Below are 20,910 nucleotides of genomic sequence, written 5' to 3'. Positions count from 1 at the left end.
TGCAACCCCGGCCAGCGCCGGGCAGGCCAAGCGCTGATCGCTTACAGGGGGGTGAATATTGGACGCCGATAAGGGGTCAACATTCCGAGCCGATTGACATCTTTCTTTTGTCAGCCACCTTTGTAAATAGGTGCTCGTCGTCAGCAAGGCGAAAATGAGCGGTGGCGACGGGACCGGCGCTTACGGGCGCAGCGACAGACAATGAAATGAAAGCGGCGGTAATCAGTCTTGCTGGCATATCAATCTCCTCAGTTCATGGCTTCATAAGGCGCTAAATCCGGGGATAGATACCTTCCAGCGGGCAATTAAGAAGGTAAATTCTGTTAGGACCATAGGGGAATTGGAAGCCACATGTGAAACCGGCTCCTGTGCTTCCATCCACCTTAAAAACTATTTTTTCGTCGCCTACGTTCTTCCACGTACCGGTCCGTGCACCGCTTTCCAGCGTGAGCATCCAATCGCCGCCCTTGTTTATTTCAAGGCGTTGAGTGCCGACCTTGTATTTACCCACTTCCTTTGAGCCATTCAGTATATCTCCGGAAAACACGTACGAACCCGCCAGCACGGCGATTACAGCAAGCGATGCAAATACCGCCTTCTTCCAACTTTTAGGCATCATAAGCTCCATGGACCGCAACAGAATGTGAGCTCTAGCGCTATTCAAAAATCACGACTTTTGACGCGCTCAGCCGTCCTGCATCCCAATAGATGCCGCTTGTAAATGAAGATGAGAATCACAATAGATTCAGTATTGCTAAAGTTTAGGTGGTGCCGCAAATTGTGAATATAGCCTACTTGCAAAAGTCGTAACTTTTGACGCGTAGTAAATATTCAGCATCCCTTAAGCAACTTTTTGAATGCCCGAGGTCTTCAAGGGATTTAGTCAGGAGACCTAGGTATGCCCCACAATCCCGTTACGCCGCGATTCGTCGGTTACGCCCGTGTCAGCACCGAAGCCCAAGGCCTCGGCTATCAGATCGACCGACTGACGAAGGCGGGCTGCACAGAGATTTTTTACGAAAAGCGCAGCGGCAAGAACTGCAGCGACCGTCCCGAACTTGCAAGACTTCTAGGCCGCCTTCAGCCGGGCGACGTGATGCTGGCCACCGCGATCGATCGGGTGGCACGTGACCCACTAGACCTCGTGAATATTCTCAAGACGGTGAAGGATGCGGGCGCAGGGCTGCGGTTACTGGATGAGCCGTTTATCGACACCACGTCGGAGATGGCGGACTTGATTGCGTTCTTGGTGGGGTGGGCGGCCCGATGGCAGCGGCGGCGGATACTCGAAAACACCGCACAGGGCAGGGAAGCGGCACGTCTACGCGGTGTTAAGTTTGGGCGGCCCCGAAAGCTCCATTTGTCAGAATGTAAGAACATTGCAAAACAACGAGCCGATGGAGAGACTTATTGCAAAATCGCTATGTATTATGGTGTGAGCCAGAGTACGATCCGTAGATGTAACCGGCATATCGGGCCGATTGAAATCGATGAATAATGGCCGTTTGCTGAACCTAGAACCAAGGAAAATGGGCAGGACTCATTTTCATGATTTCAAAAATAGGTCGATGGGTGGTGGTTTTTCGCCAAAAAGCGTGTCTTTACGATTCTTTTGATACTTCTGAATTCTTCGCTCTATTTCACGTTTTATTGTGAATAAAAAACTCGTGGATATTGCACTTTGTTTTTCGGTGGCCTCCGACCAGATGTCGAAGCGAGCATCTACGATCTTTATCAGCATTACTGATGCTTGCCAAAATTCATGCGCAGCGTTGGCCTCAAGCAATTTCCCATACCAATGTTTTGCCCAGCGATTTTTTTCATAAGCGGTTTTAGCCGCTAGATAAGCAGTTCCAACAAATCCATCGGCTTCTTGAAATTTTTCAATGACTTTCCAAGCACGAGAATTGGGCTCAGAAAAACCCGCCAGTGTGATAGCAAGGCAAATATCTGCGGGCTCACCTCGAAGGATCAACTCATCGATAACAGTTACCACAATATCGTATTTGCCGTAGATCGAGGCAGCCAAAACCTCGATGCAAATATCGGAATCGCGGCGGCGCGTAACGAGCCGTTTCTTACATATATTTGCTATCGAGATTGTATCAGCGTTTTCCCATAGCATCGATACTTCGGATGGAATCTTGGCTGTTCCACTAACTCTTCGAATAGTGGGAATTATATCTATCGTCCTCTCGAGTAATTCTGTTGCTCTTCCCTTGTTCAAAACAAGCATCGCTATAGCTAATTGCAGTGCGACGTGATGAAGATGACGTAGTTGCATATCACTGGCGTCATTTAAAACTTGGAGCCACCGCTCACCTGCTGTTGGATCCGCCGCAATCATCGCTTTGACCCCATCAATAGTGAGGTCTTCCAGCACTAATTTCGCATCAGCAGTGGTCAAACGCTCGGAGAACGCCCTAAATGCGTCCATAATCTTTTTTTGCCGCTCATCAAACCGAGCTGTTGACTCGCCTACGCGTCGCCATTGTTCTTCCTGGCTTTGTGGCGGAGTATCGCTCAGCGATACAAGCGAAGGTCCTAAGTTTGTGTAGTCTGGAACAGTGGTTACCATTTCCGGTAAATTCGACGTCTGCTCGTATTGTAGTGAAGCTTGAAGAGCAACATCGACACGAGCCGCTATAGCGCGTGCGGCTACGGGCCCAAGCTCTTGTGCAGCAAACCCGTAATGATTTAGATGTATTCGATCTAGTGCGTTTTCTATTTCTAAGAAACCGGCTTTGGCAGCTTGTAAGATTGCTGATGACCCATGCCATTGTTCAAATGTGTCGTTATCGAACGCTAACGCTCTGGTATCCCATTTGGCTGTAGCGCTCTTTAATAGCTCGACATCACCGGCGAAGGCCGCAATGGCAAGCGCCTGAGCGCGAACGATTGCAATTTGGGATCTGCAAAGATCTGCGATAATCTCTAGTACTCGCGGTGAAAGTGAAGGCTTTGAATACTGAATAGCCCCCAGAACCGCTGATAAATTATTAGATGCGTTGTTCAATAATGTTCGCTCAAGAACCTCCTCCACTTTTGATTCAGACGCTGGGCGAATGGCAGCGAAGATATCCAAGATCACGATATCTCCTTGAATATTTGCGATAGCGTCTAGTTGATCATCTGGGTCAAGGTGAGCAATACCTAGCATGATCGAATACTGTGCTGTCAGCCATTGGTCTTTCTCAGCACGATCATCATTTTTGTAGCAAGCGACGCTGGCTTGGCCCGCGTGAAGAAAGCGGAGAGCCTGCTCGCGGGTTAATGCGGCACTATGTTCTAATAGTTTTAGAACGCCTTCCCTCCGAGGGAGGCCATTTCGCGCTAACACATCTTCTGCAAATTTTTGGTGGGTGTGCACAGCCGTTTTCAGATGAAATCGACTAACTCCGCAGCGTGCTGAGTCAAAAAAATGGTCGCCTCGGTTGCTACCCATCGTGTTGGCCAGCGATGATGGGGCAATATCGCGGTATTCATCTGCCGTACTATCTACATTTTCTGGCTTAGTAGAAAGGGGATCACAGGGATCCACGGAACAGTATTTTTCCCGCAATGAGAAGCCTTCAAATCGTTCCTTATCTCGGGTAAGCCAACTCGCTAGCGTTTCAGCGTCCTTTGCGTCGTCAACGGAACCTGTGGCACGTAAAACTCCGACACGTGCCCACTTTCCGACATCTGAAGTCGTATCGTTTTTGAGGCGCTCTAAATCTACTAAGAGTGATTCTCTTGTTTCTCGCCAGTCCACGCGGTTAAAGCGAACTAGGTGGCGGAAATCTTTAATTGGAGCGTAGATTGCAGGACCTATTGAATCGGAGAAACTCCATCGTATGAAATACGGTGCAAACTCTTTGAGCTCCTTGCCCGCGAGAAGGGAAAATGCGGTCTTGTGGAGAGTGTCAAATGCCCAATCATCTGTTTTGAGAAGATTACCTTCTATGAACTGGTGTTCTTCGGGAGTGAGTTTTGTAACTGTTTCTTCAATTTTTTGCCGCCGTTCTTCACGTTCTTTAGAGACTTCTTCTATCGGGTCGCGGCCAATAGACTTGAACATCATACGTTCAGGGGCATCAGAATATAGTGAAAGCCAGCTTTTCACGTGATTAGCAATATTCAACCACACTTCAGGATCGTCGCGGTGTTTAAGTAGCGCGTAGAGAAGCCACTCAGCATTTTGGTAATGAATAGTTGAACAATGGACATTTTTTGTTGCGCTGAGAATGGTTGAGGCGTTCGTTTTCGCCAGCCTCGCGAACGCATCCGCATCTTCCGTTGGGAGATTTTGAAGGGATACTAAATGTTGAATGAGGGTGACTCGAACAGTTTCACTCGAATCCTCCTCAATGCATGCAATTTGGGTAGCTATCAGAACAACTTTAGCAACTTCATCAAGTGCGGCAATCGGTTCTAGAATAGTTTCGAGTTGCTCGCTCGGGCTACGATGGTTCCGATGTTCACGCTCCAACGAACTGATTAGGAAAAGCGCCAATCCGAGATTAAGTCCTTCAGACTTAATCTCATATTGCAAGCGAGCGCCTGGAACGGGGGCAAAAAATCGGGAAGTTGCAACAGATTGGAGCTCCTTACTAGTTGCTGAATCAAAAACGCGAAGATCATCAGCCTCCTGCCTGTTCCTGCGCGCAATGATTTCTTCACCAAGCTTTTTCAGGAGCTCGGCGAACTCGGTTCCAGACATTGGGGCAGCGCCCGTAGTTTCGGCTTTCCGCATATGTTCGAAGATGAGACGACCAACACTTAGCTCACTTATTTGTTCTATATGTTTGGCTTCAAGAAGGTCGACCGCGATACTAAACAATCGGGGATTACGAAGAGACTCTAGAACGTGTGCGCCGACTTTCTCAGGGTCAATGTTTCGGCTTTTGAGGAGGGCTTTTACCTCGGACACTGACCAAATATCTATTTTTACCGTCGTAATATTCGCAGTAAGCGAGGTTCGTAATTGATTCCAATGCGCAGTACGCGTGGTAACAACACAACAACCACCCAGAGACTGCACTTCGACGGCGGCTCTATTTAGCCACCGAGACCAATCGTTTTTAAGCGGTTGATTGAGGCCATCGATAAGCAGGGTTATACGGACGTGGGCGGGGTTCGGATTAGCTTTCCAGCCTTTTAACCGTCGCCGCCATCGGTTTAACAACCGTTCAGAGTGATGCTCCCCTGTTTGAGCAATGAGCTTGTGAATTAAAAAGGTATCAAAATCGTTCGTGGCTTGTGGACTCAGCAACTCATCTGCTGGACAGAGAACGAGCAAAGATGACGGATTGGCATCCAACCACGTATTGGCGCAGATCCATGACTTGCCAGCGCCTTCTTCTCCGATTACCGAATACAGTTCGCTTTTTGGCTTTCCAGTGAATGCGCTTAAGAGCTCAGACATCTGCTTTCTTGGTACCGCTGCCATCCCTGAACTATCAAGAGGTGCAAGGGGTTGGCCGAATTCTGCACGGGCTAAAGCTTTATTTGAAAAACTCTTCTCCATCCATGCGCGGTTTAGAGGATGCGCCTGTCCGAGGCCTGCGTCATCAAGTCGAAGAGCACCACGTAGGCTAGTGAGGCGTTCCGGCAAATCAGGGTGGATTTTAAAATAATCGATAGCTGCCAATGCGTCATTTGTGAGCTTCGAATTATTGGTCTTTTTCAACCCTTCCACAATGAATGATTTTGCTTCGTCATCTGCAGCAACTGTGGCCAAAAGCAAGGCGCCAAGATCGTTATTCGACCAATCAAGTGCAATGATCCCTATTCCGCTTCTAGCGGCAAAACTTCTTGCATCGGCTATCGTTTGCGCTGCAACTTCGCAAGTTGCCCCAAGAATCCACAAATCCACTTGGCCTTCGTCATCAATGGCGAGGTCTCCTAACTTTGCGAAAATCTCCTTTTTATCAGGGCTTGTTTCATAGCGTTTCCCCTCAAAGTAAGTCGCCCCACCGTCGAATGCAGAGTCGCCATCACGCCCACGCTGAGTACCTGACTTCGCGAGACGAAAAGTTTGGCCCGTTAGTCGCCCAAGTACGATAGACAAAAAACCTTCGAAGCCGTCAGGGCCTGAGTGGTAAAGGCTATGCAGAGCTTGGCGGAGATTTTCAGCGTGCTGCTTGTCGATAATGTTCATTTCTAAAGTAATATCTCAATTTTAGCGTGTGAACAAAAAAAGAGAGGCTATCCAAGTAGAATTCGACATGCTTTCCACTACTTTCTCAGCAGTCAGTATTTAGGGGAAGCGTGATTATATGCGTTTCCCACACCTCAACCGGTTGCTGGGTCGCAGAGAGCTTATTGGCGCGTAAAATAACCGCCCATACCTGACTTCTGCTCGACCAAATTTGTCAGCGGTTCACGCCGACTCCAACTAGTCGGCTGGGTGTCTTTTACACTGGTACGGTCCTTCTGATCAATATAATAGCGCATTTACAGCGGATCGTCGGTCAGCGCGAAGTCCACGCTCTCGGCGGGCAGTCCGGCCATGACGGAGATACAGTCGCCATGGATGACCGAGTTTTCAGGAACGGCCACCGTGTCAAAGACGAGATGGCCGTTTTGCGCGGTGTAGGCGGGGCGCATTATTTGCGCCCCTTGGCGGTGAGTTCCTCAGCGGACTTGACGCTGCGAACGACCACACGACCGTCGAGCGGGATCGCATTCAGTGTCATGTTGAACCCTTTGCCGTCGGCATGCTGCCATGCGGCTCCGATCTTGGTCCAGAAGGCGTTGGTGCCTTCGCCGTCCACCACGAAGACGTGATGGGTGGGGGTGGTGGTAGGTGTGCTCATGTCGGGTTCTCCCGTTGGTTTCTCCGGTCACGTCCTTCGCGATCCGGTCGGGGTGCCCCAAGGCCCTGATGAGAGAACCGCAAGGAGGCTCCGGCCGAGGTTCCCTCGGGATACGGCTGGATGCCTTGCGGTACGATCCGCAGAGCCTAACCACGACCTCTGCCGGTCGCGGGCGTGACCGTGCCAACGAGCACCGACGCACACGCCACGTCCAACATTATCAGCAACGAGATGACGCCGAAGGCTCCGCACTGGGCCTCCGTCGCCCGCGCTCCCGCGTGAGCGGAGCAGGGGCAGGATGTGCCACTTGAGAAGGGTCAACATATGGCCCCGAGAGCCCTGTCGTATCCGGCGTTCCGCCAGCCTGTGCTCGGGAGACCGCTTGCGGCGGCACACGGCTTGCGGGTTGGCGGAGACAGGGCAGGGTGCCATCGTCTGCTGACCTTTCTCGGGGCACGATCCCGCCGGGCGGAGCGAGAACGCGGGACAGGTCGGATGTGTAACATCCGACCGTGCGGGCGACGGCGGTCCGTCACTCCCTTATTTATTAGGGAGTGACGGACCGCCACCAAACCCAGAGCCGCAGCTACTTGCCCGCAAAGGATGCCACATGACACCGCAATGACAGCGCGCTTGGCGCTCCGCTTCGCTGATCATTTTCAGCGCAGGACGCTGGAAATTATGAACCGGCGGCGTTCATTATCCCGTCAGATCACGCCTAACGCTGATCCATCTTCCTCACCGTTTTCCCAGCCAAAGGAGGGCTTCCATGCCTGCTTCATATATTCGCGCGCCGCCGCAGCGGCATCCGTTCCCGACACCTGTTCCTCACCCGAACCCGTGCCGGTGCCCAACAGGGCACACCACACAGACCAGCCACCCGGCTGGTTCGGGAGGCTTTTACCACGAAAGGACCACTGACTGACGCATTCCGGCGCTCGCCGCGAATGACCTTCGCGGGGTGACCTGATCCAAGGACAGGCCATCAGCCATCAACACTCACCGACCTCACTAGGAAGGAGACTTTGATGGACAACCTGACCATGGATCTCGTGCGCCTGACGCAACGTAACAAAGACGGCTCGTTCGGCACGCAGACCAACCGCAAACGCGGCCTGACCGCAATGGCCAACGATCTCAGCGACCTCGGCTATAAATTGCCGTCCGCTGCTTCACTCAAACCCAAACATATTGAAGCACTGGTTGAAAAGTGGCTCGACACCGACACCACGGACGCCAGCATCCGCAACCGGCTGACCTGGCTGCGTTGGTGGGCAGAGAAGGCCAATAAGGCTAACGTGGTCAACCGTGACAACGCCGCCTATGGGGTGGCTGAACGGGGCGAAGTGACCCGCAACCGCGCCCAGACCCTCGACCCTGCCAAGTTCAAAGGCGTTGAATGCCCCTACATCCAAGCCTCGCTGCTGCTGCAAGCGGCCTTCGGCCTACGCCGCGAAGAAGCGATGAAATTCCAGCCGCAGGCCGCGATACGTGGTGACCATATCACGCTGCAAGCAAGCTGGACCAAAGGCGGCAGGGCACGCACGGTGCCGATCACGACCCTGGAGCAACGTCACGTCCTCCAACATGTCATGAAACTCGTGCCCGGTCGCGGCTCGCTGATCCCCGCGCAGCTCAGCTACGTTGAACACCTCAAGCGGTTCGAATACCAGACCCTTAAGGTCAACCTGCGTAATACGCACGGCTACCGTCATGCCTATGCCCAGAACCGCTACAAAGTCCTGACCGGCCAGGCCTGCCCGCTTAACGGCGGTAAGGACTGGGCGACGATGACGCAAAAAGAACGCGAGAGCGATCGCGCCGCACGACGACAGGTTTCCGCTGAGCTCGGGCATGGCCGCCTCAAGATCACCGATATCTATCTGGGGAGTGCCTTCCAGTGAAGCGGGCCGAAGGCAACTGTATGATGGCAGTCAGCTATCGTGCCAAGTATGCCAAAAAGCTATTCAATCCTGCCACAATCGCCACGGCTATCGACGCCGTGGCGTTCGAAGGCCATCGACAGTATCGGATTGTCCAGGAGCTTCCATTCGATCTATCTGGGACAGCCGCTGCCCGCGCGCTCGAAGCTTGGCTGGATCAAGAACAATTCACCTATACGTGGCGGCCGCGTTTTCTCGAACAGGATGCGTTCAGGCCGTCGATTGTGACGGAGCATCCCGAGTTGGTGATTTCTTGGTAAACTTTAGCGAGAAAATATAAACGCCCTCAATAAATGAGGGCGTTTCTCGTTTTGTTCACTTGAAAGATTCAATCCAAAGAAGATAGCCTTCTCTTAGAGTAAAACCCAAGCAGGTAATGAGGTATGTGACAATTAATATCGAACCAATTGGTGCTGCTGAGATGCTGTAAAACATTATGTTTCAGGGTCGCCACTACCCTGCCTCCAAAGGAAGGGTCATTGATTGACGCTTACAACTACACATAGGGATATACTTAGTTTCTTACGAAAAAAAACAGCCTTCGATTTGAAGGCTATCTCTTTGCTTTATTCGCGATAATCACACCATAGCTGATAGCCCTCGTAGGCCATAAAACCGAGGAATAATGTGAAGGCGACTAATATTGAAGTGATGTAAAAAGAGAACATGGTGTTTTCAGAGTCGTTCGCGACTCTGCCTCTGTTAGGAATGAGTCATGAACGCTGAATCTATTGATAATATAAGTAATAGACAGGAAATTATCAATCTATATTTTGGAATATCGAAAGATTGGTGGGAGGTTGCTTATTATATTGGGCAGGGGATCGCTGTAGTATCTCTTTTTATTGGTATAATTCTCACGGTTTCCAATTTAAGGCTGTCAAGAAGAGCATTGAATCATATCGAGCATACAAACGAGAAAAACAATCTGATTCAGGAGCGCTACGTTTTGCAGTCGCGTTTGACAGAGCTGTCGCATGAATGGAATTCAAAACCATTTGTCGAAGCTCGCAATCGTGCGGCCTTGATATTCGAGGTAGAGTTTTTAGGAAAATTTGAGCAAATTAGAACAAGTCTTTTTACGAAAGAACGCATAGAGGATTGGATATGCATATCAACTGTAGCTCATTTCTTTGTAAGGCTGAGCTATATTCAGGAAACCAATCAGATTTATTTCGAACATGCATGTGCTGAATTTAGTGAAGCGATTGGTTATTGGCGTAAGTTTTTAATTGCGGCATATGGGAATGATCCGGAAGAAGAGCGCCTCAGAGTTCAATTGATAAAACTAGATAGACTTTACAATGGCTCATCAACGAACGGCATCGAGCCAGACCGGTCCAGTGAAATGTCCATTTAGGGTTGTTATGCGTGCCTGATTTCGGCTGGGGGCAGTCACATGAGCAAATTCGATCCATTCGGCAATTGGTCACGGGATGCCTCATGGGCGTGGAAGCTAACCAAGTTCGGCTTCAATGCGAGCCGCAACCTCAAAGCCCGCTCGGCAAGGCAGCAGGTCGAAGAACTCTACGGTCCCGAAGTTGCCGACGCGGTGGAAGCCGCCATTCGTGACGGACGCAACCCACAACCCATCATCGAGCGGGCCAAACGTGACCTTGAAGCCCGTCAGGAGCGAGAGCGCCAGCTTGCCAACCCTCCGCCACTTTATGGTTCTGCCCGCTGGCCCACCTCGACAGACCTTAAACGCTACTTGCGCGCCAAAGATGCCTTTAACGATCCCCGCTCCCTCCTGCTCGGTAGTTTTAACGATGAAGGCCAGACCAAACCCGCCGGGTATGTCCACTGGGACGGAGACGGCCATCTGCTGACGATTGCGCCAACGCGTACCGGCAAAGGGCTGACGACTATCATTCCTAATCTTCTGCGCTATCAGGGCAGTTGTATTGTGATTGACCCGAAAGGCGAGCTATTTGAGACGACCTCGCAGTGGCGCAGTACGCTCGGCCCAGTCTACCGCATAGCACCGCTGGACGAAGGTTCCGGCAAGCCAATTCACCGCTTCGATCCCGTAAGCCGCGTACGGCGCGAAGCTGATGCGCGTGCCATTGCACAACAGATGTTTCCCCGCGATCCAAAATCAGCGTCCTTCTTTGCCGACGATGCGGTGGGATTCATGACGGCTGTCATCATGTACGTCCGCTATAAGGCTCCACCCCATCGTCGGACATTGGCCACGGTGTGCCAGATGGCCATGCTCAAGGGTGCCAGATTGCTCAGCGTTGCCCGACAGATGGAGGCCTTCCCGCCATCGGCGGATGCCGCCCGCGCCGTTCTTGAAAAAGACCCGCACCGCAGCCTCAAGGTTTTGCAGGAAACCCTCACAAGTAAGCTTTACGAATGGAAAGACGCAGATATCCAGCGCAGCGTCAGCGGCTGCGATTTCAGCTTTGAAAGCCTGAAAGACCAGACAGCCACGGTCTATATCGAAATGCCGTTCGATATGATGAAGACATTTTCAGGCTGGCTGCGCGTAGTCCTCAAGACCGCACTGGACGCCATGCTGGCAAATCGCAACATACCCGAAATTCCGGTGCTGTTCGTGCTGGACGAGTTTTTGAACATCGGCCCGTTTCCCGAATATCGCGATGCGATCCGAACCCACGCAGGTGCGGGCATCCGGCTTTGGTTTTTCTTTCAGGACATTCACTCCATAGAGGAACATTACCCCGGCAATAGCTGGCGACCGTTCCTCAACTGTGCGGTCAAGCAGTTCTTTGGCATCAACGACGACGACACGGCGCGAATGATCGGTGGCTATCTCGGTCACAAGACTCACGCCATCCGCAACGTCAGTTCCAGCGCGCATGTGTCGTCGCACGTTACCGGCTGGGACGGCGGTTCCTCGACCAATACCGGCTTCTCCATGACGGAAACCATCCAGTTTCTCGGCCGCCCGCTGCTCATGCCGGACGAGGTTCAGGAATTGCTCGGCGGCTGGCAGGGCGACGGCTGGCGTTACGGTATAACGGACATCGCGGGCACCCGCCCGTTCAAGACGCAGCTCGTCGTTCACGAGAAAAGCGAGAATTGCAGGCAAAGGGTCGGCATGATGGCAGGGGGACACAGCCATGACACAGGTGAAAGCACTTCATAACAGTACACTCCCGACCTGGCTGGGCCTCGTCGCCGGCAGCTGGGCCGGTCTGGCGTGGGGGAGTCTGATATCCGCGCCGGTGGGGATCGGCTTCGGCGTAGCTGCTGGCAGCGCCTTTGGCGGTTTTCTTGCCGTGCCGCTCTGGGGCACGGTCTGGGGGCTCGTTGGTCTGGGCCGTCAGCGTGAAAACGCCCTCCGGGACCACGGCATCACCCTCCTGAAAGAGGGCGATCCTCTCGCGCAACGCGTCCACGCACTTGCGGCAAGACTCGGACTGCGCACCCGGCCATGGGTCGGTGTCATGCCCCATAATAATGCGTACGCTATCGGCTCCAGCGCCGACAGCGCAATGGTGGTCATCGGCCAGCCGCTGCTCGATCACCTGACCGAGGCGGAGGTGGACGCCATTATCGGCCACGAGCTTGGCCATGTTGCGAATAACGACATGCGCCGCTTGGGGCTGACCCGCTCGTTTCAGAACTCTTTGGTATGGTATCTCGGGTTTTCAGATACCCTTCAACGCTGGGGCCGTTGGCTTCTGACATGGGTATCGGAACTGTTTGTCCTGCGTCTGTCCCGCAACCGCGAATACTGGGCCGATGCAGTCGGCGCGGCGCTTACCAGCAAGGACGACATGATTGCGGCGCTGGACAAGCTTCATAACGGTCCGGAGTTAAGTGATTTCGAGCGCAGCCACGCCCGCCTGATGTGCCGGGGGCTAGCCGCAGGTTCGCTGCTATCGACACATCCGACCCTAGAGGAGCGGCGAGGGGCTCTTCAGCGGGAAACGTATCTGCGTAGGATTCCCGTCCGGCAGCTCAGCCCCGAGACCCATGCGGCGACGGTTTTGCCGAAGGCGGAAGATATTGCGTACGCACGACGATAGAAAGTGATCTCAACCGACGTTCTTAGTAATCAAGCAACCCGATTAGCCAACGGAGACGGTTTTGCGAATTAAACATGTGTGCAGTTTCCTTTTTTCCTTCGCCACGGTTCTCTCATCACCAGCCTTCGCCTCTGACGCCGTCTACAGAATTGTTACGATGGTTTCCGACGAAGGCGGTTGTTCTTATTCAATTGAAGAGGAGGACTGGACCGCGTCCCTCGAAACTGTTCTGAGAGATTGGATCGGTGAATGGATTCACGGGGTAGATATAAAAGACACAGGTGATGTAATCATATCGAGTATCGATAAATTCAGAGTGGTTTTCGATAAAAAATACGAACTATATTCAGACGACGGTCACGGAAAGAAGGTTCTTTATAAAGTCGTTACCTTGAGCGGCATTGCTGTATCCGCGCCAGAATCTATTTTTGTTAAAGTAAACAAGAGCGATATTGGCGGGAACAACATAAATCAGCCAGTCAGACTGATAAAATGCAAATCGGCTGAGGACGACAGTCTGACTTCCGAAGAACGAATTCGAGTCCTTCAAGAGCACGAAAGTCAGCGACTAAGAGAACTGGAAAACCGTCTTGGCGACACGCTCGATGATGCGGCCGTTGGTGGGATCACGACAGTCCTCGGTAGAGCAACGCCGCTCGGTGGAGCAGCTGACGCTGCCATTGGTTCTGCGTTTGATAAGGCAACACAAGAGAGAAATAGCAATGTCAACAACCGCGCGGATACCTATCTTGAAGAGGCCAACAAGAGGTCAATATTGGCGACGGAAATGTGTAATACCTTTATTGGCGCTGATAGCTGTCGTTAGTTTTGCGACTGGCGCATATGCCATGGATGACGCAAGGCTCAAATGCCTGTCCTACACGGTCTGGGTCGCGCAAGTCGCTTACCGCGCAGATGTTGATCCGGTTGATGACATGATTGCAATGTGCGAATTAACCGATGATTCCTATGCCGAGGTATCGGAGTTCTACGAGGTAGTAACCGCGAAAGACCCCTGGATTTTCAAGCAGGTTTACGGCGAAAAAGCGTTTGAGACATTCAAGGAAGTTAGTGCTGAGGCCGTCAAACGCACACAACTTTACGAAGCCAAGACGCTTCGCGACATACCGATGAAGTAGTCATGAGAGGCATCAGCTGGTGGCAAAATACGGTCGCCTGCGCAAATTCGTTGGCGTCGTTATCGAAGGAATACCGAGGGAATAATGACCGACAAACCTGACGATCTGGAAAGACTGATCCACGATACTCTCGAAGAGCTTGGCTGGGAAGCTAACGCGAGAGAGGTAGCCGAGCGGGTACGGCGACTGGATATTGGCCTGCCTGTCGAGGATGAGTTTGCGGTATTGTGCTCGTGGTTGGGGAAATGTGATCTCATCCACAAGCTTGATCAGCACCAGATGCCAAGGGCGTCGCGACAGCACTATCAGGTTCCCGATATGATAGCGCATTTTGCCACGCAAAACGACGAGCGGCCTGTCTTGATCGAAGTGAAAAGCAAGGCGAGCCAGACGCTCTCATTTCGGCCTGACTACTTCGAAAAGCTACAAAATTACGCCAATATGATCGGTGCCCCCCTGCTTATCGCATGGAAGTTTCACTCCCTGTGGATATTGTTCGAAGCGCGGCACATGAAAAAGGCCAAAGCTAATTTCAATATTCGATTTGATGCGGCCATGAAGGAGAACCTGTTGAGTGTACTCGCAGGCGACATTGCTTACAGGATTGGTGCTGGTGCGGGAATACATCTCAAATTTAACAAGGAGAAACTCGTCGCGGTAGATGAAAGCGATGGCGAGAAGCAAGAAACCTGGAAAATGCGGGTATCTGAAGTCGTGTTTACCTCTCAAACCGGAGAAAGGCTCACGAAGGTATCCTCGGACGTCCAGTCGCTGTTCACGACGTGGGATCTGGACACACACGAAAGCCATCACGACGATCATGTTTGGGTGCGCAATACGGCTTCGGGAGACGGCATGCAGTTCGCACACGGTGCGCTGGTTCGATTGCTGGATTGGCAGAAACCTGAGGGTCAGAAGATGTCATGGCGTCGCGAAGCCCGCAAAGAAAAGCTTAATACAATTGAGAATTTCCGCGCCGTGGTGTTGAAGGCTCTCGATCTCAAGGTCGTTCAATATGTATTTGATATTCAACCGCATTCGTTACCTGATTTTCTTTCAGCGAAGCATCCGTAGGGCAATTTGCAGGAATTTCCTGTACTATGCTTCTAGCGATCACGTTCTGGTCTGAGAGATCTATCCGGTTCATCGTCGCGCGCCGTCTTAAAATCATCTCTCTCAAGCCAGTCGAGATGGTTTTCCGAATGCTCCAGAACCGCGTCTTCCTGGACTGGTAGAGGCGCACTCAACCAGTCCAGCATATCTTCCGGTGCTAGCCGGTAAGCGGCGGCGTCAAGGTCGCTCATCTCGCGGCTGTTTTGCCGCTCAATCTCCTGCCGTGCGGCAGCAGGATCGCCGTTCGGCTCTTGAAAGGCGGGAGGTTCCTCCCTATGGACTTCGTCCAGCATGCGCCGTTCGGCGGCATGTAGTTCACTCGGGGCGATGGGCGACCCATCCGGGTCGGGTACGGGGTAATCATCCTCAGGGTCACGCTGCATAGTCTGCTCCCTCTTGCGCTGGCGCTGCCTGCGCGAGCGCCGTTCCTCTTTGTCCGGTCCACGATGCTGGCCGGGTGTTCGGTCAAGTTTGCGTTTTGCATAGCTGCGGCTGTCGACGGCGGCGGCCACGCCCGCCGTCTTCAAGGCGGCGTTGGCAATACGCTCCCAGGTTAGTCGCGCCTCGCTGATAAACTGTCGCCCATCGGCACTGCGGATTTTCGGGCCAAACCCCTCTGGCGTGATGACGCGCGTGGTCAGCAGGATATGGACGTGCGGATTATGCTGGGTGCCATCGTCGTGGATGGCAAAGTCAGCCACAAAGCCCTGCGCCGTGTAGGCGTCGGCCATGGCGTGGGCAACGGTCAGCCACGCGGTGCGTGACAGTTCGCGGGGCAGGGCGAACTCGATCTCTTTGGCGAGCCGTGCGTCCTGACGCTTTTCGGCCAGCTCGACCGCATTCCACAGAGTGGTGCGGTCGGCCATCCAGTCCGGCGCACCGGCTGGCAGGCGAATGCCGCAGGCAATCACATCCCGTCGCCCGCCGAAATCTGACAGCTTTTCCTCGGCATCGTTCGGTAGAACCTCACCCGCACGATACGCGGCAGCAGCGACAACGGAGCGCCCGTCGCCCCGGCTGATGTTCTTGACGTTCAGGTGATAGATAGCCATTCACCTTGCTCCGGCACGGACGGGGTTCAGGGGTGTCCCCTGGCGCACCTGCCGGTTTTCTCCAGACGCCCGCGCGGCTGGTTAGAAAACCGTGCAGAGCATCGCCTCCGCTTCAATGCGTACACATTGGGCGATGCGTAGGTGCGCTGTTACGCATTGATACATGCCGACCACGAATGTTCAAGATGGGCTAGGCTTCAGCGGCCACGACCTTCTTCACCTTTTTCTTCACGTTGATGGCCTTGGCATCCAGCGTGTTCTTGAGATGCACGGCGTAGTGCTTCTCAATCATCTCTACGCTCGTCCGGCAGTTCTTGGCGATCTGATAGATGTCGGCACCTTCCAGCAGGCGCAGGCAGATATAGGTATGGCGCAGGCTGTAAGCCGAACGCTTGTTACCTTCACGGTCAGTCTTGAACCCGCAATCAGTCATGGCACGGTTGAACTGCTTCTTATGGTCCTGCGGGAACACCAGATCGGTCGGCTTTGGGTTATTTCGCTTCACCAGCCTATCAAACGGGTGCACAGCTCCCGTGGTGCTCTTGCAGTAGCCGAAGCCCCGTTTGCCGCGTACCTCGATCAAGAGGATGCGCTCGTCGCTCTCCTCGTCCTTCTCAATGGTCACGTCGCGGTACTCAAGCCGGTTGGCCTCGTCGGGCCGCAAGCCGGTGTTGGCCATGAAGAGGATGTAGTCATGGAACTGCTCGGCGGCGTAGTGCCAGTTAAGCCCAACAGCGGATTTGGCGCGCTCACGGGTGTAGGTGTAGAGCTGTTTGTATTCCTCGGGAGAGAACCATGCCCGGTGCGTGATCTTTCCCGACGCCTTGTAGGGCGCGGAGAAGTCCGGCAAGTGGCTGATCCAGCCATGGCGTAGGGCGGTCTTCATGACCTGTCGCAGGGTGACGGTCTCGTGGTGGAGGGTGCTACGTGTGGGCACCTTGCCGGTCTCGGAGTGCGGCTGGAGCCGCATGACGCGGAATTCCTGCACCTTGCCCGCTGTGACGGCACTAAGCGCCATCTTGCCGAAGTAGGGAAGGAGGTGGTTGTTGATTCGCGCCTCGTGGTCCTTCACGTAGCGCGGATTGCGCTCGCCGTTGGTGAGGGGGACATATTCCTGAAGGAACTGTTTGGCGGCGTCGGCAAAGGTGCGCTCGGTTTTCAACTGGCCGATACGGCTCTTACCGCGAAGCTCCAGATACCAGTCTTCAGCAAACTCTTTGGCGAGCGCCAAAACATCGGTTTTTGTGCTGACGCGCCACTCCTTGCCCTCAAGGTAGGTGGAGCATTGCCAGAGCGTGCTATTGGCCCGGCGGTAGACGCGGACCTTGTCGCCAAAGACGGTATGCGAGGCCATTTCACCCTCTCAAACTGTGCGAGACATGTGTGAGGGTGATTCTAGCTGAAATTAGGCTGGTTTCAATGCTAAGTGTTTGATTTTTATGGTGAGAGCGCAGGGATTCGAACCCTGGACCTACTGATTAAAAGTCAGTTGCTCTACCGGCTGAGCTACGCTCTCCCGTGTCGGGGCTGATTTGCCCTTCGGAAGTGCGCGGAACATATGTAGAGCGATCCGTTCGGTCAACCCAAAAAAAGCGCTTTCGACAATCAATCTGGTTTTTTTTGTCGCACCCCCAAAAAGGTGATTGGAGAGAGGGGGCGGCTGGGGATAAAACCGGCTTCAGGCGTGTCGGGCAAACGGGTGAAATCGTTTTGCAGCAATGACATGCGCGAAAATGAAGCGTGAAGTGCCGGCGAATCTTCAAAATCGCGGCGGCTTTGCGGGATGCGGAGTTCCTCTTGTCGATTGCCGATATTTCCCTGTTCACCGCGCTCCTGGCCGGCGCTCTTTCGTTTCTGTCACCCTGTGTGCTGCCGCTGGTGCCACCCTATCTCTGTTATATGGCCGGTGTTTCCGTCGAGCAGTTCAGGACGGAGGAGACGGCGCCGCGGCCGGAGATTCGCAGGGCCGTGATGTTTTCGGCTTTCTTCTTCACCCTCGGTTTTGCCACTGTTTTTGTGGCGCTCGGGGCAGGTGCCTCGACGATCGGCACCTTGCTGCGCCAGAACCTCGATATTCTCGCCAAGATCGGTGGTTTCATCATTATCCTCATGGGCCTGAATTTTCTCGGCGTCTTCCGCATCGGCCTGTTTTCGCGCGAGGCGCGGTTTCAGGGGGCGGGCAAACCGGCAACGCTTTCCGGTGCCTATATCATGGGCCTTGCCTTCGCCTTCGGCTGGACACCCTGCATCGGTCCGGTTCTGGGGGCCATTCTCGGGGTTGCCGCCTCGCGTGAGACGGTTGGCGACGGCGCGATGCTGCTTGCCGTCTATTCGCTTGGTCTTGCGGTGCCGTTCTGGATTGCAGCGGCGTTTTCCGGTTCCTTCATGCGTTTCCTCGTGCGCTTCCGCCGCCATCTCGGTCTCGTCGAAAAGGTGATGGGTGTGCTTCTGGTGCTTACCGGTATCGCTTTCATGTCCGGTTTTATCACCAATGTGGCGATCTGGTTCCAGGAGACCTTTCCGATCCTGATGAAAATCGGCTAAGCCTCTCGCGGACTTGGAGCATTTCCGTTTTTCCCCGAAACGCGAAAACGCTCTGCCTCTTTGTTTTACGCATTTTCCGGACGTAAAACCGCTACGCACTTTTACTGGAAATGCTGTTGAGGAACGACCGTGGCTGATATCGTTGGACTGCTGTTGCCGTTTTTCGGCCTGATCTTCATCGGTTACGGTGCGGCGCGCATCACCAGGCAGCCGGTCGAGGCGATGGGCTGGCTGAACACCTTCATCATCTATGCGGCCTTACCGGCGCTGTTTTTCAAGCTGGTGTCGAAAACGCCGGTGGAAGAGCTGGCGCGGATGGATTTCGTTGCCGCCAGCCTTGCCTGCACCTATGGCATTTTTCTGCTGGTGTTCCTGATCGGCCGGTTTGTCCGCAAGAACAGCCTCGCCGAAACCACGATCCAGAGTTTCGCGGCAAGTTACGGCAATATTGGTTACATGGGGCCAGGGCTTGCGCTTCTGGCGCTTGGCGAAAAGGCGGCGGTGCCGGTGGCGCTGATCGTCTGCCTTGAAAACGCCGCGCATTTCATCGTCGCACCGGCGATGATGGCGGTTGCGGGCGGCGACAAGCGCTCGGCTGGAAGGCTTGCGCTGGATGTGGCGCGCAAGGTCATCACTCACCCGTTCATCGTCTCGGTGATTGCCGGATTTCTCGCCGCTTCGCTGTCATGGCAGCCTCCGGAGGCGGTGCAGCGGCTGGTGGATTATCTGGCGCAATCGGCAGCTCCCTGCGCGCTGTTTGCCATGGGCGTGACGCTGGCGCTGCGGCCCATGAAGCGGGTGCCGGTGGAGATCAGCTATATCGTGCCGGCCAAGCTGATATTGCATCCGCTTGCCGCTTATCTCGTCCTGTCGTCGCTCGGGCGGTTCGAACCGGTGTGGATTTATTCCGCCGTGCTATTGGCGGCGCTGCCGACCGCGACGAATGTCTTCGTCATCGGCCAGCAATATCATGTCTGGCAGGAGCGGGCGTCGGCGACGATCCTGATTTCGACGGTGCTGTCGGTCTTCACGCTGACCGGCGTGGTGTATTTCATCCAGCCTTTTTGAAGCTGCCGAACAGCAGCGAGGGCAGGGCCTTCAGCCCACGGCCCGGCTCGATGCCTTCGCGCATGACCATGCTTCTGAGCGTGCCGATGCCGGAGAGCACATGCAGGCCCGCCGCGCGCACCATCTGCACCGGCAGGAAATCCGAAAGCAGCGAGCGGTTCAGGAGATCGACGCTCAGGGTGCGGCTATAAACATCCGCCCGCCGTTTGCGGTCGAAGCTGCTGCCGGCATCCGCCGCGATCGGCCGGTCGGAGACGGCGCCCAGCAGTTCCGTCAGCACGATGATGTCGCGCAGGCTGAGGTTCAGTCCCTGCGCGCCGATGGGCGGAAAACCATGCGCGGCCTCGCCGATCAGCGCCACGCGGCCCTTGCCGAAGCGGTGCGCCGTCATGGAAGACAGCGGCCATGCCTGCACACTATTTTCGACGGTAACCGCACCAAGCATGGATTGCATGCGTTCCTCGACCTTCAGGCTCAAGGCTTCCAGCGGCAGCGCCGTCAGTTCCTCGGCCTGCTGTGGCGTGACGACCCAGACGAGGCTGGAACGGTTGCCGGGCAGGGGAACCTGGGTGAAAGGCCCGGTGGGCGTGTGGAATTCCGTCGAGACATTGCCGTGCGGCCGACTATGGCCAAAGTTCAGGACGATGGCGGTCTGCGGGTATGACCAGGATTTGACACCGATACCGGCCGCGTCCCGCACCATCGATTTCCTGCCATCGGCGCCGATCAGAAAATCGGCCGATAGCGTTTCGCCATTCGCCAGCGCCACCGTTATGCGATCGTTACCGATGTCGATCGTTTCGGCGAAAGTGTCGAGACGGGTAATATTGTGTTCCTGTTCGACTGCTTCCGAGAGAACACCGAGCAGCGCCTCATTGGGAATATTCCAGCCGAAAGCATCAAGCCCGATTTCGGAGGAGCGGAACTGCACCGTCGGCGCGCGCAGCAGGCGGTCGGTGCCGTCGATGATCTGCATGGTGGAAAGACGTGCGGCGGCAGGCGCGATGCGTGACCACAGGCCGAGACGATCCATGAAACGGATCGACTGGTCCATCAGCGCCGTGGTGCGCTGGTCCTTCTTCTCGCTTGAAGGAGCAACGAGCGCCACGTGGCGGCCGGCCCGGGCGAGTGCTATCGCGGCGATCTGGCCCGCAAGTCCCGCACCGGTGATGGCGATATCGAAGTGTCTCATGGTCCTGATCCGTTGTTATTTCCAGAGCATCATAGAGGCTTTGCGCAGGTAAATCCAC

The 20,910-nt window shown here is 54.3% G+C and carries 19 protein-coding genes and 1 tRNA gene; 11 read left to right on the top strand and 9 right to left on the bottom strand.

The window, feature by feature from the left end:
- Positions 1-271 precede the first annotated feature (271 nt).
- Positions 272-616: a hypothetical protein gene (locus tag PL640_RS08515; RefSeq protein ID WP_271361416.1), complete on the bottom strand. Its 345-nt coding sequence runs from the start codon at positions 614-616 to the stop codon at positions 272-274.
- Positions 617-898: 282 nt separating this feature from the next.
- On the opposite strand from PL640_RS08515, the gene PL640_RS08510 reads away from it, so the two are divergent.
- On the top strand, positions 899-1,498 hold the full coding sequence (locus PL640_RS08510; RefSeq protein WP_271361415.1) for a recombinase family protein: 600 nt from the start codon (positions 899-901) through the stop codon (positions 1,496-1,498).
- Positions 1,499-1,546: 48 nt separating this feature from the next.
- Here PL640_RS08510 and PL640_RS08505 read toward each other — a convergent pair whose 3' ends face one another.
- The 4 genes from PL640_RS08505 to PL640_RS08490 all read right to left on the bottom strand — a co-directional run bounded on the left by PL640_RS08505 (position 1,547) and on the right by PL640_RS08490 (position 7,654).
- Positions 1,547-6,142 carry a hypothetical protein gene (locus tag PL640_RS08505; RefSeq protein WP_271361414.1) on the bottom strand — a complete coding sequence of 1,532 codons (4,596 nt, stop codon included), beginning with the start codon at positions 6,140-6,142 and terminating at the stop codon, positions 1,547-1,549.
- A 296-nt stretch (positions 6,143-6,438) separates the two neighbouring features.
- Positions 6,439-6,591, bottom strand: coding sequence for a hypothetical protein (locus tag PL640_RS08500; protein ID WP_271361413.1), 153 nt, complete (start codon positions 6,589-6,591; stop codon positions 6,439-6,441).
- Positions 6,591-6,800: a hypothetical protein gene (locus tag PL640_RS08495; RefSeq protein WP_271361411.1), complete on the bottom strand. Its 210-nt coding sequence runs from the start codon at positions 6,798-6,800 to the stop codon at positions 6,591-6,593. The genes PL640_RS08500 and PL640_RS08495 overlap by 1 nt, the downstream gene beginning before the upstream one ends.
- 707 nt (positions 6,801-7,507) lie before the next feature.
- The gene (locus PL640_RS08490) at positions 7,508-7,654 is read right to left on the bottom strand and encodes a hypothetical protein (RefSeq protein WP_271361410.1); all 147 of its coding nucleotides are present in this window, start codon (positions 7,652-7,654) and stop codon (positions 7,508-7,510) included.
- 174 nt (positions 7,655-7,828) lie between these two features.
- On the opposite strand from PL640_RS08490, the gene PL640_RS08485 reads away from it, so the two are divergent.
- The 8 genes from PL640_RS08485 to PL640_RS08450 all read left to right on the top strand — a co-directional run bounded on the left by PL640_RS08485 (position 7,829) and on the right by PL640_RS08450 (position 14,957).
- Positions 7,829-8,704, top strand: a complete 876-nt coding sequence (locus PL640_RS08485) for a phage integrase N-terminal domain-containing protein (RefSeq protein WP_271361408.1) — start codon at positions 7,829-7,831, stop codon at positions 8,702-8,704.
- On the top strand, positions 8,701-9,003 hold the full coding sequence (locus PL640_RS08480) for a hypothetical protein (RefSeq protein ID WP_271361407.1): 303 nt from the start codon (positions 8,701-8,703) through the stop codon (positions 9,001-9,003). Before PL640_RS08485 ends, PL640_RS08480 begins: the two co-directional genes overlap by 4 nt.
- 455 nt (positions 9,004-9,458) lie before the next feature.
- Complete coding sequence (locus PL640_RS08475; protein WP_271361406.1) at positions 9,459-10,103, top strand: hypothetical protein; 645 nt, start codon at positions 9,459-9,461, stop codon at positions 10,101-10,103.
- Positions 10,104-10,142: 39 nt separating this feature from the next.
- Positions 10,143-11,858 (top strand): type IV secretory system conjugative DNA transfer family protein, encoded by a 1,716-nt coding sequence (locus PL640_RS08470; RefSeq protein ID WP_271361405.1) that lies wholly within the window; start codon positions 10,143-10,145, stop codon positions 11,856-11,858.
- On the top strand, positions 11,833-12,744 hold the full coding sequence (locus PL640_RS08465) for a M48 family metalloprotease (RefSeq protein WP_271361404.1): 912 nt from the start codon (positions 11,833-11,835) through the stop codon (positions 12,742-12,744). Before PL640_RS08470 ends, PL640_RS08465 begins: the two co-directional genes overlap by 26 nt.
- 157 nt (positions 12,745-12,901) lie before the next feature.
- Complete coding sequence (locus PL640_RS08460; protein ID WP_271361403.1) at positions 12,902-13,570, top strand: hypothetical protein; 669 nt, start codon at positions 12,902-12,904, stop codon at positions 13,568-13,570.
- Positions 13,571-13,592: 22 nt separating this feature from the next.
- On the top strand, positions 13,593-13,883 hold the full coding sequence (locus PL640_RS08455; protein WP_271361402.1) for a hypothetical protein: 291 nt from the start codon (positions 13,593-13,595) through the stop codon (positions 13,881-13,883).
- Positions 13,884-13,967: 84 nt separating this feature from the next.
- On the top strand, positions 13,968-14,957 hold the full coding sequence (locus PL640_RS08450) for a restriction endonuclease (RefSeq protein WP_271361401.1): 990 nt from the start codon (positions 13,968-13,970) through the stop codon (positions 14,955-14,957).
- A gap of 32 nt (positions 14,958-14,989) precedes the next feature.
- Here PL640_RS08450 and mobQ read toward each other — a convergent pair whose 3' ends face one another.
- The 3 genes from mobQ to PL640_RS08435 form a co-directional block, all read right to left on the bottom strand.
- On the bottom strand, positions 14,990-16,048 hold the full coding sequence (mobQ, locus tag PL640_RS08445; protein ID WP_271361400.1) for a MobQ family relaxase: 1,059 nt from the start codon (positions 16,046-16,048) through the stop codon (positions 14,990-14,992).
- Positions 16,049-16,238: 190 nt separating this feature from the next.
- Positions 16,239-17,402 carry a tyrosine-type recombinase/integrase gene (locus PL640_RS08440; protein WP_271361399.1) on the bottom strand — a complete coding sequence of 388 codons (1,164 nt, stop codon included), beginning with the start codon at positions 17,400-17,402 and terminating at the stop codon, positions 16,239-16,241.
- 86 nt (positions 17,403-17,488) lie between these two features.
- Positions 17,489-17,564, bottom strand: a tRNA-Lys gene (locus tag PL640_RS08435).
- A gap of 281 nt (positions 17,565-17,845) precedes the next feature.
- Here PL640_RS08435 and PL640_RS08430 point away from each other — a divergent pair.
- On the top strand, positions 17,846-18,592 hold the full coding sequence (locus PL640_RS08430) for a cytochrome c biogenesis CcdA family protein (RefSeq protein WP_271361397.1): 747 nt from the start codon (positions 17,846-17,848) through the stop codon (positions 18,590-18,592).
- A gap of 129 nt (positions 18,593-18,721) precedes the next feature.
- Positions 18,722-19,660: an AEC family transporter gene (locus PL640_RS08425; RefSeq protein ID WP_271361396.1), complete on the top strand. Its 939-nt coding sequence runs from the start codon at positions 18,722-18,724 to the stop codon at positions 19,658-19,660.
- Here PL640_RS08425 and PL640_RS08420 read toward each other — a convergent pair.
- Entirely contained in the window at positions 19,644-20,852 is a 1,209-nt protein-coding gene (locus tag PL640_RS08420; RefSeq protein ID WP_271361395.1) for a UbiH/UbiF family hydroxylase, read from the bottom strand. The two genes, PL640_RS08425 and PL640_RS08420, sit on opposite strands and share 17 nt — an antisense overlap.
- Between the last annotated feature and the right edge of the window lie 58 nt (positions 20,853-20,910).

It is taken from the genome of Agrobacterium sp. ST15.16.024 (genome assembly GCF_027956545.1).
GTDB lineage: Bacteria > Pseudomonadota > Alphaproteobacteria > Rhizobiales > Rhizobiaceae > Agrobacterium > Agrobacterium cucumeris.
The sequence above is the reverse complement of the archived record's forward strand: the minus strand, read 5'-3'. Positions and strand labels throughout refer to the sequence as shown.

Bases quoted from the DNA above. Each gene is read 5' to 3' on its own strand.
- PL640_RS08465 (WP_271361404.1), top strand. From the start codon at position 11,833: ATGACACAGGTGAAAGCACTTCATAACAGTACACTCCCGACCTGGCTG.
- PL640_RS08470 (WP_271361405.1), top strand. From the start codon at position 10,143: ATGAGCAAATTCGATCCATTCGGCAATTGGTCACGGGATGCCTCATGG.
- PL640_RS08500 (WP_271361413.1), bottom strand. From the start codon at position 6,591: ATGCGCCCCGCCTACACCGCGCAAAACGGCCATCTCGTCTTTGACACG.
- PL640_RS08485 (WP_271361408.1), top strand. From the start codon at position 7,829: ATGGACAACCTGACCATGGATCTCGTGCGCCTGACGCAACGTAACAAA.
- PL640_RS08495 (WP_271361411.1), bottom strand. From the start codon at position 6,800: ATGAGCACACCTACCACCACCCCCACCCATCACGTCTTCGTGGTGGAC.
- PL640_RS08450 (WP_271361401.1), top strand. From the start codon at position 13,968: ATGACCGACAAACCTGACGATCTGGAAAGACTGATCCACGATACTCTC.
- PL640_RS08440 (WP_271361399.1), bottom strand. From the start codon at position 17,402: ATGGCCTCGCATACCGTCTTTGGCGACAAGGTCCGCGTCTACCGCCGG.
- PL640_RS08515 (WP_271361416.1), bottom strand. From the start codon at position 616: ATGCCTAAAAGTTGGAAGAAGGCGGTATTTGCATCGCTTGCTGTAATC.
- PL640_RS08475 (WP_271361406.1), top strand. From the start codon at position 9,459: ATGAACGCTGAATCTATTGATAATATAAGTAATAGACAGGAAATTATC.
- mobQ (WP_271361400.1), bottom strand. From the start codon at position 16,048: ATGGCTATCTATCACCTGAACGTCAAGAACATCAGCCGGGGCGACGGG.
- PL640_RS08420 (WP_271361395.1), bottom strand. From the start codon at position 20,852: ATGAGACACTTCGATATCGCCATCACCGGTGCGGGACTTGCGGGCCAG.
- PL640_RS08510 (WP_271361415.1), top strand. From the start codon at position 899: ATGCCCCACAATCCCGTTACGCCGCGATTCGTCGGTTACGCCCGTGTC.
- PL640_RS08505 (WP_271361414.1), bottom strand. From the start codon at position 6,142: ATGAACATTATCGACAAGCAGCACGCTGAAAATCTCCGCCAAGCTCTG.
- PL640_RS08460 (WP_271361403.1), top strand. From the start codon at position 12,902: ATGGTTTCCGACGAAGGCGGTTGTTCTTATTCAATTGAAGAGGAGGAC.
- PL640_RS08455 (WP_271361402.1), top strand. From the start codon at position 13,593: ATGGATGACGCAAGGCTCAAATGCCTGTCCTACACGGTCTGGGTCGCG.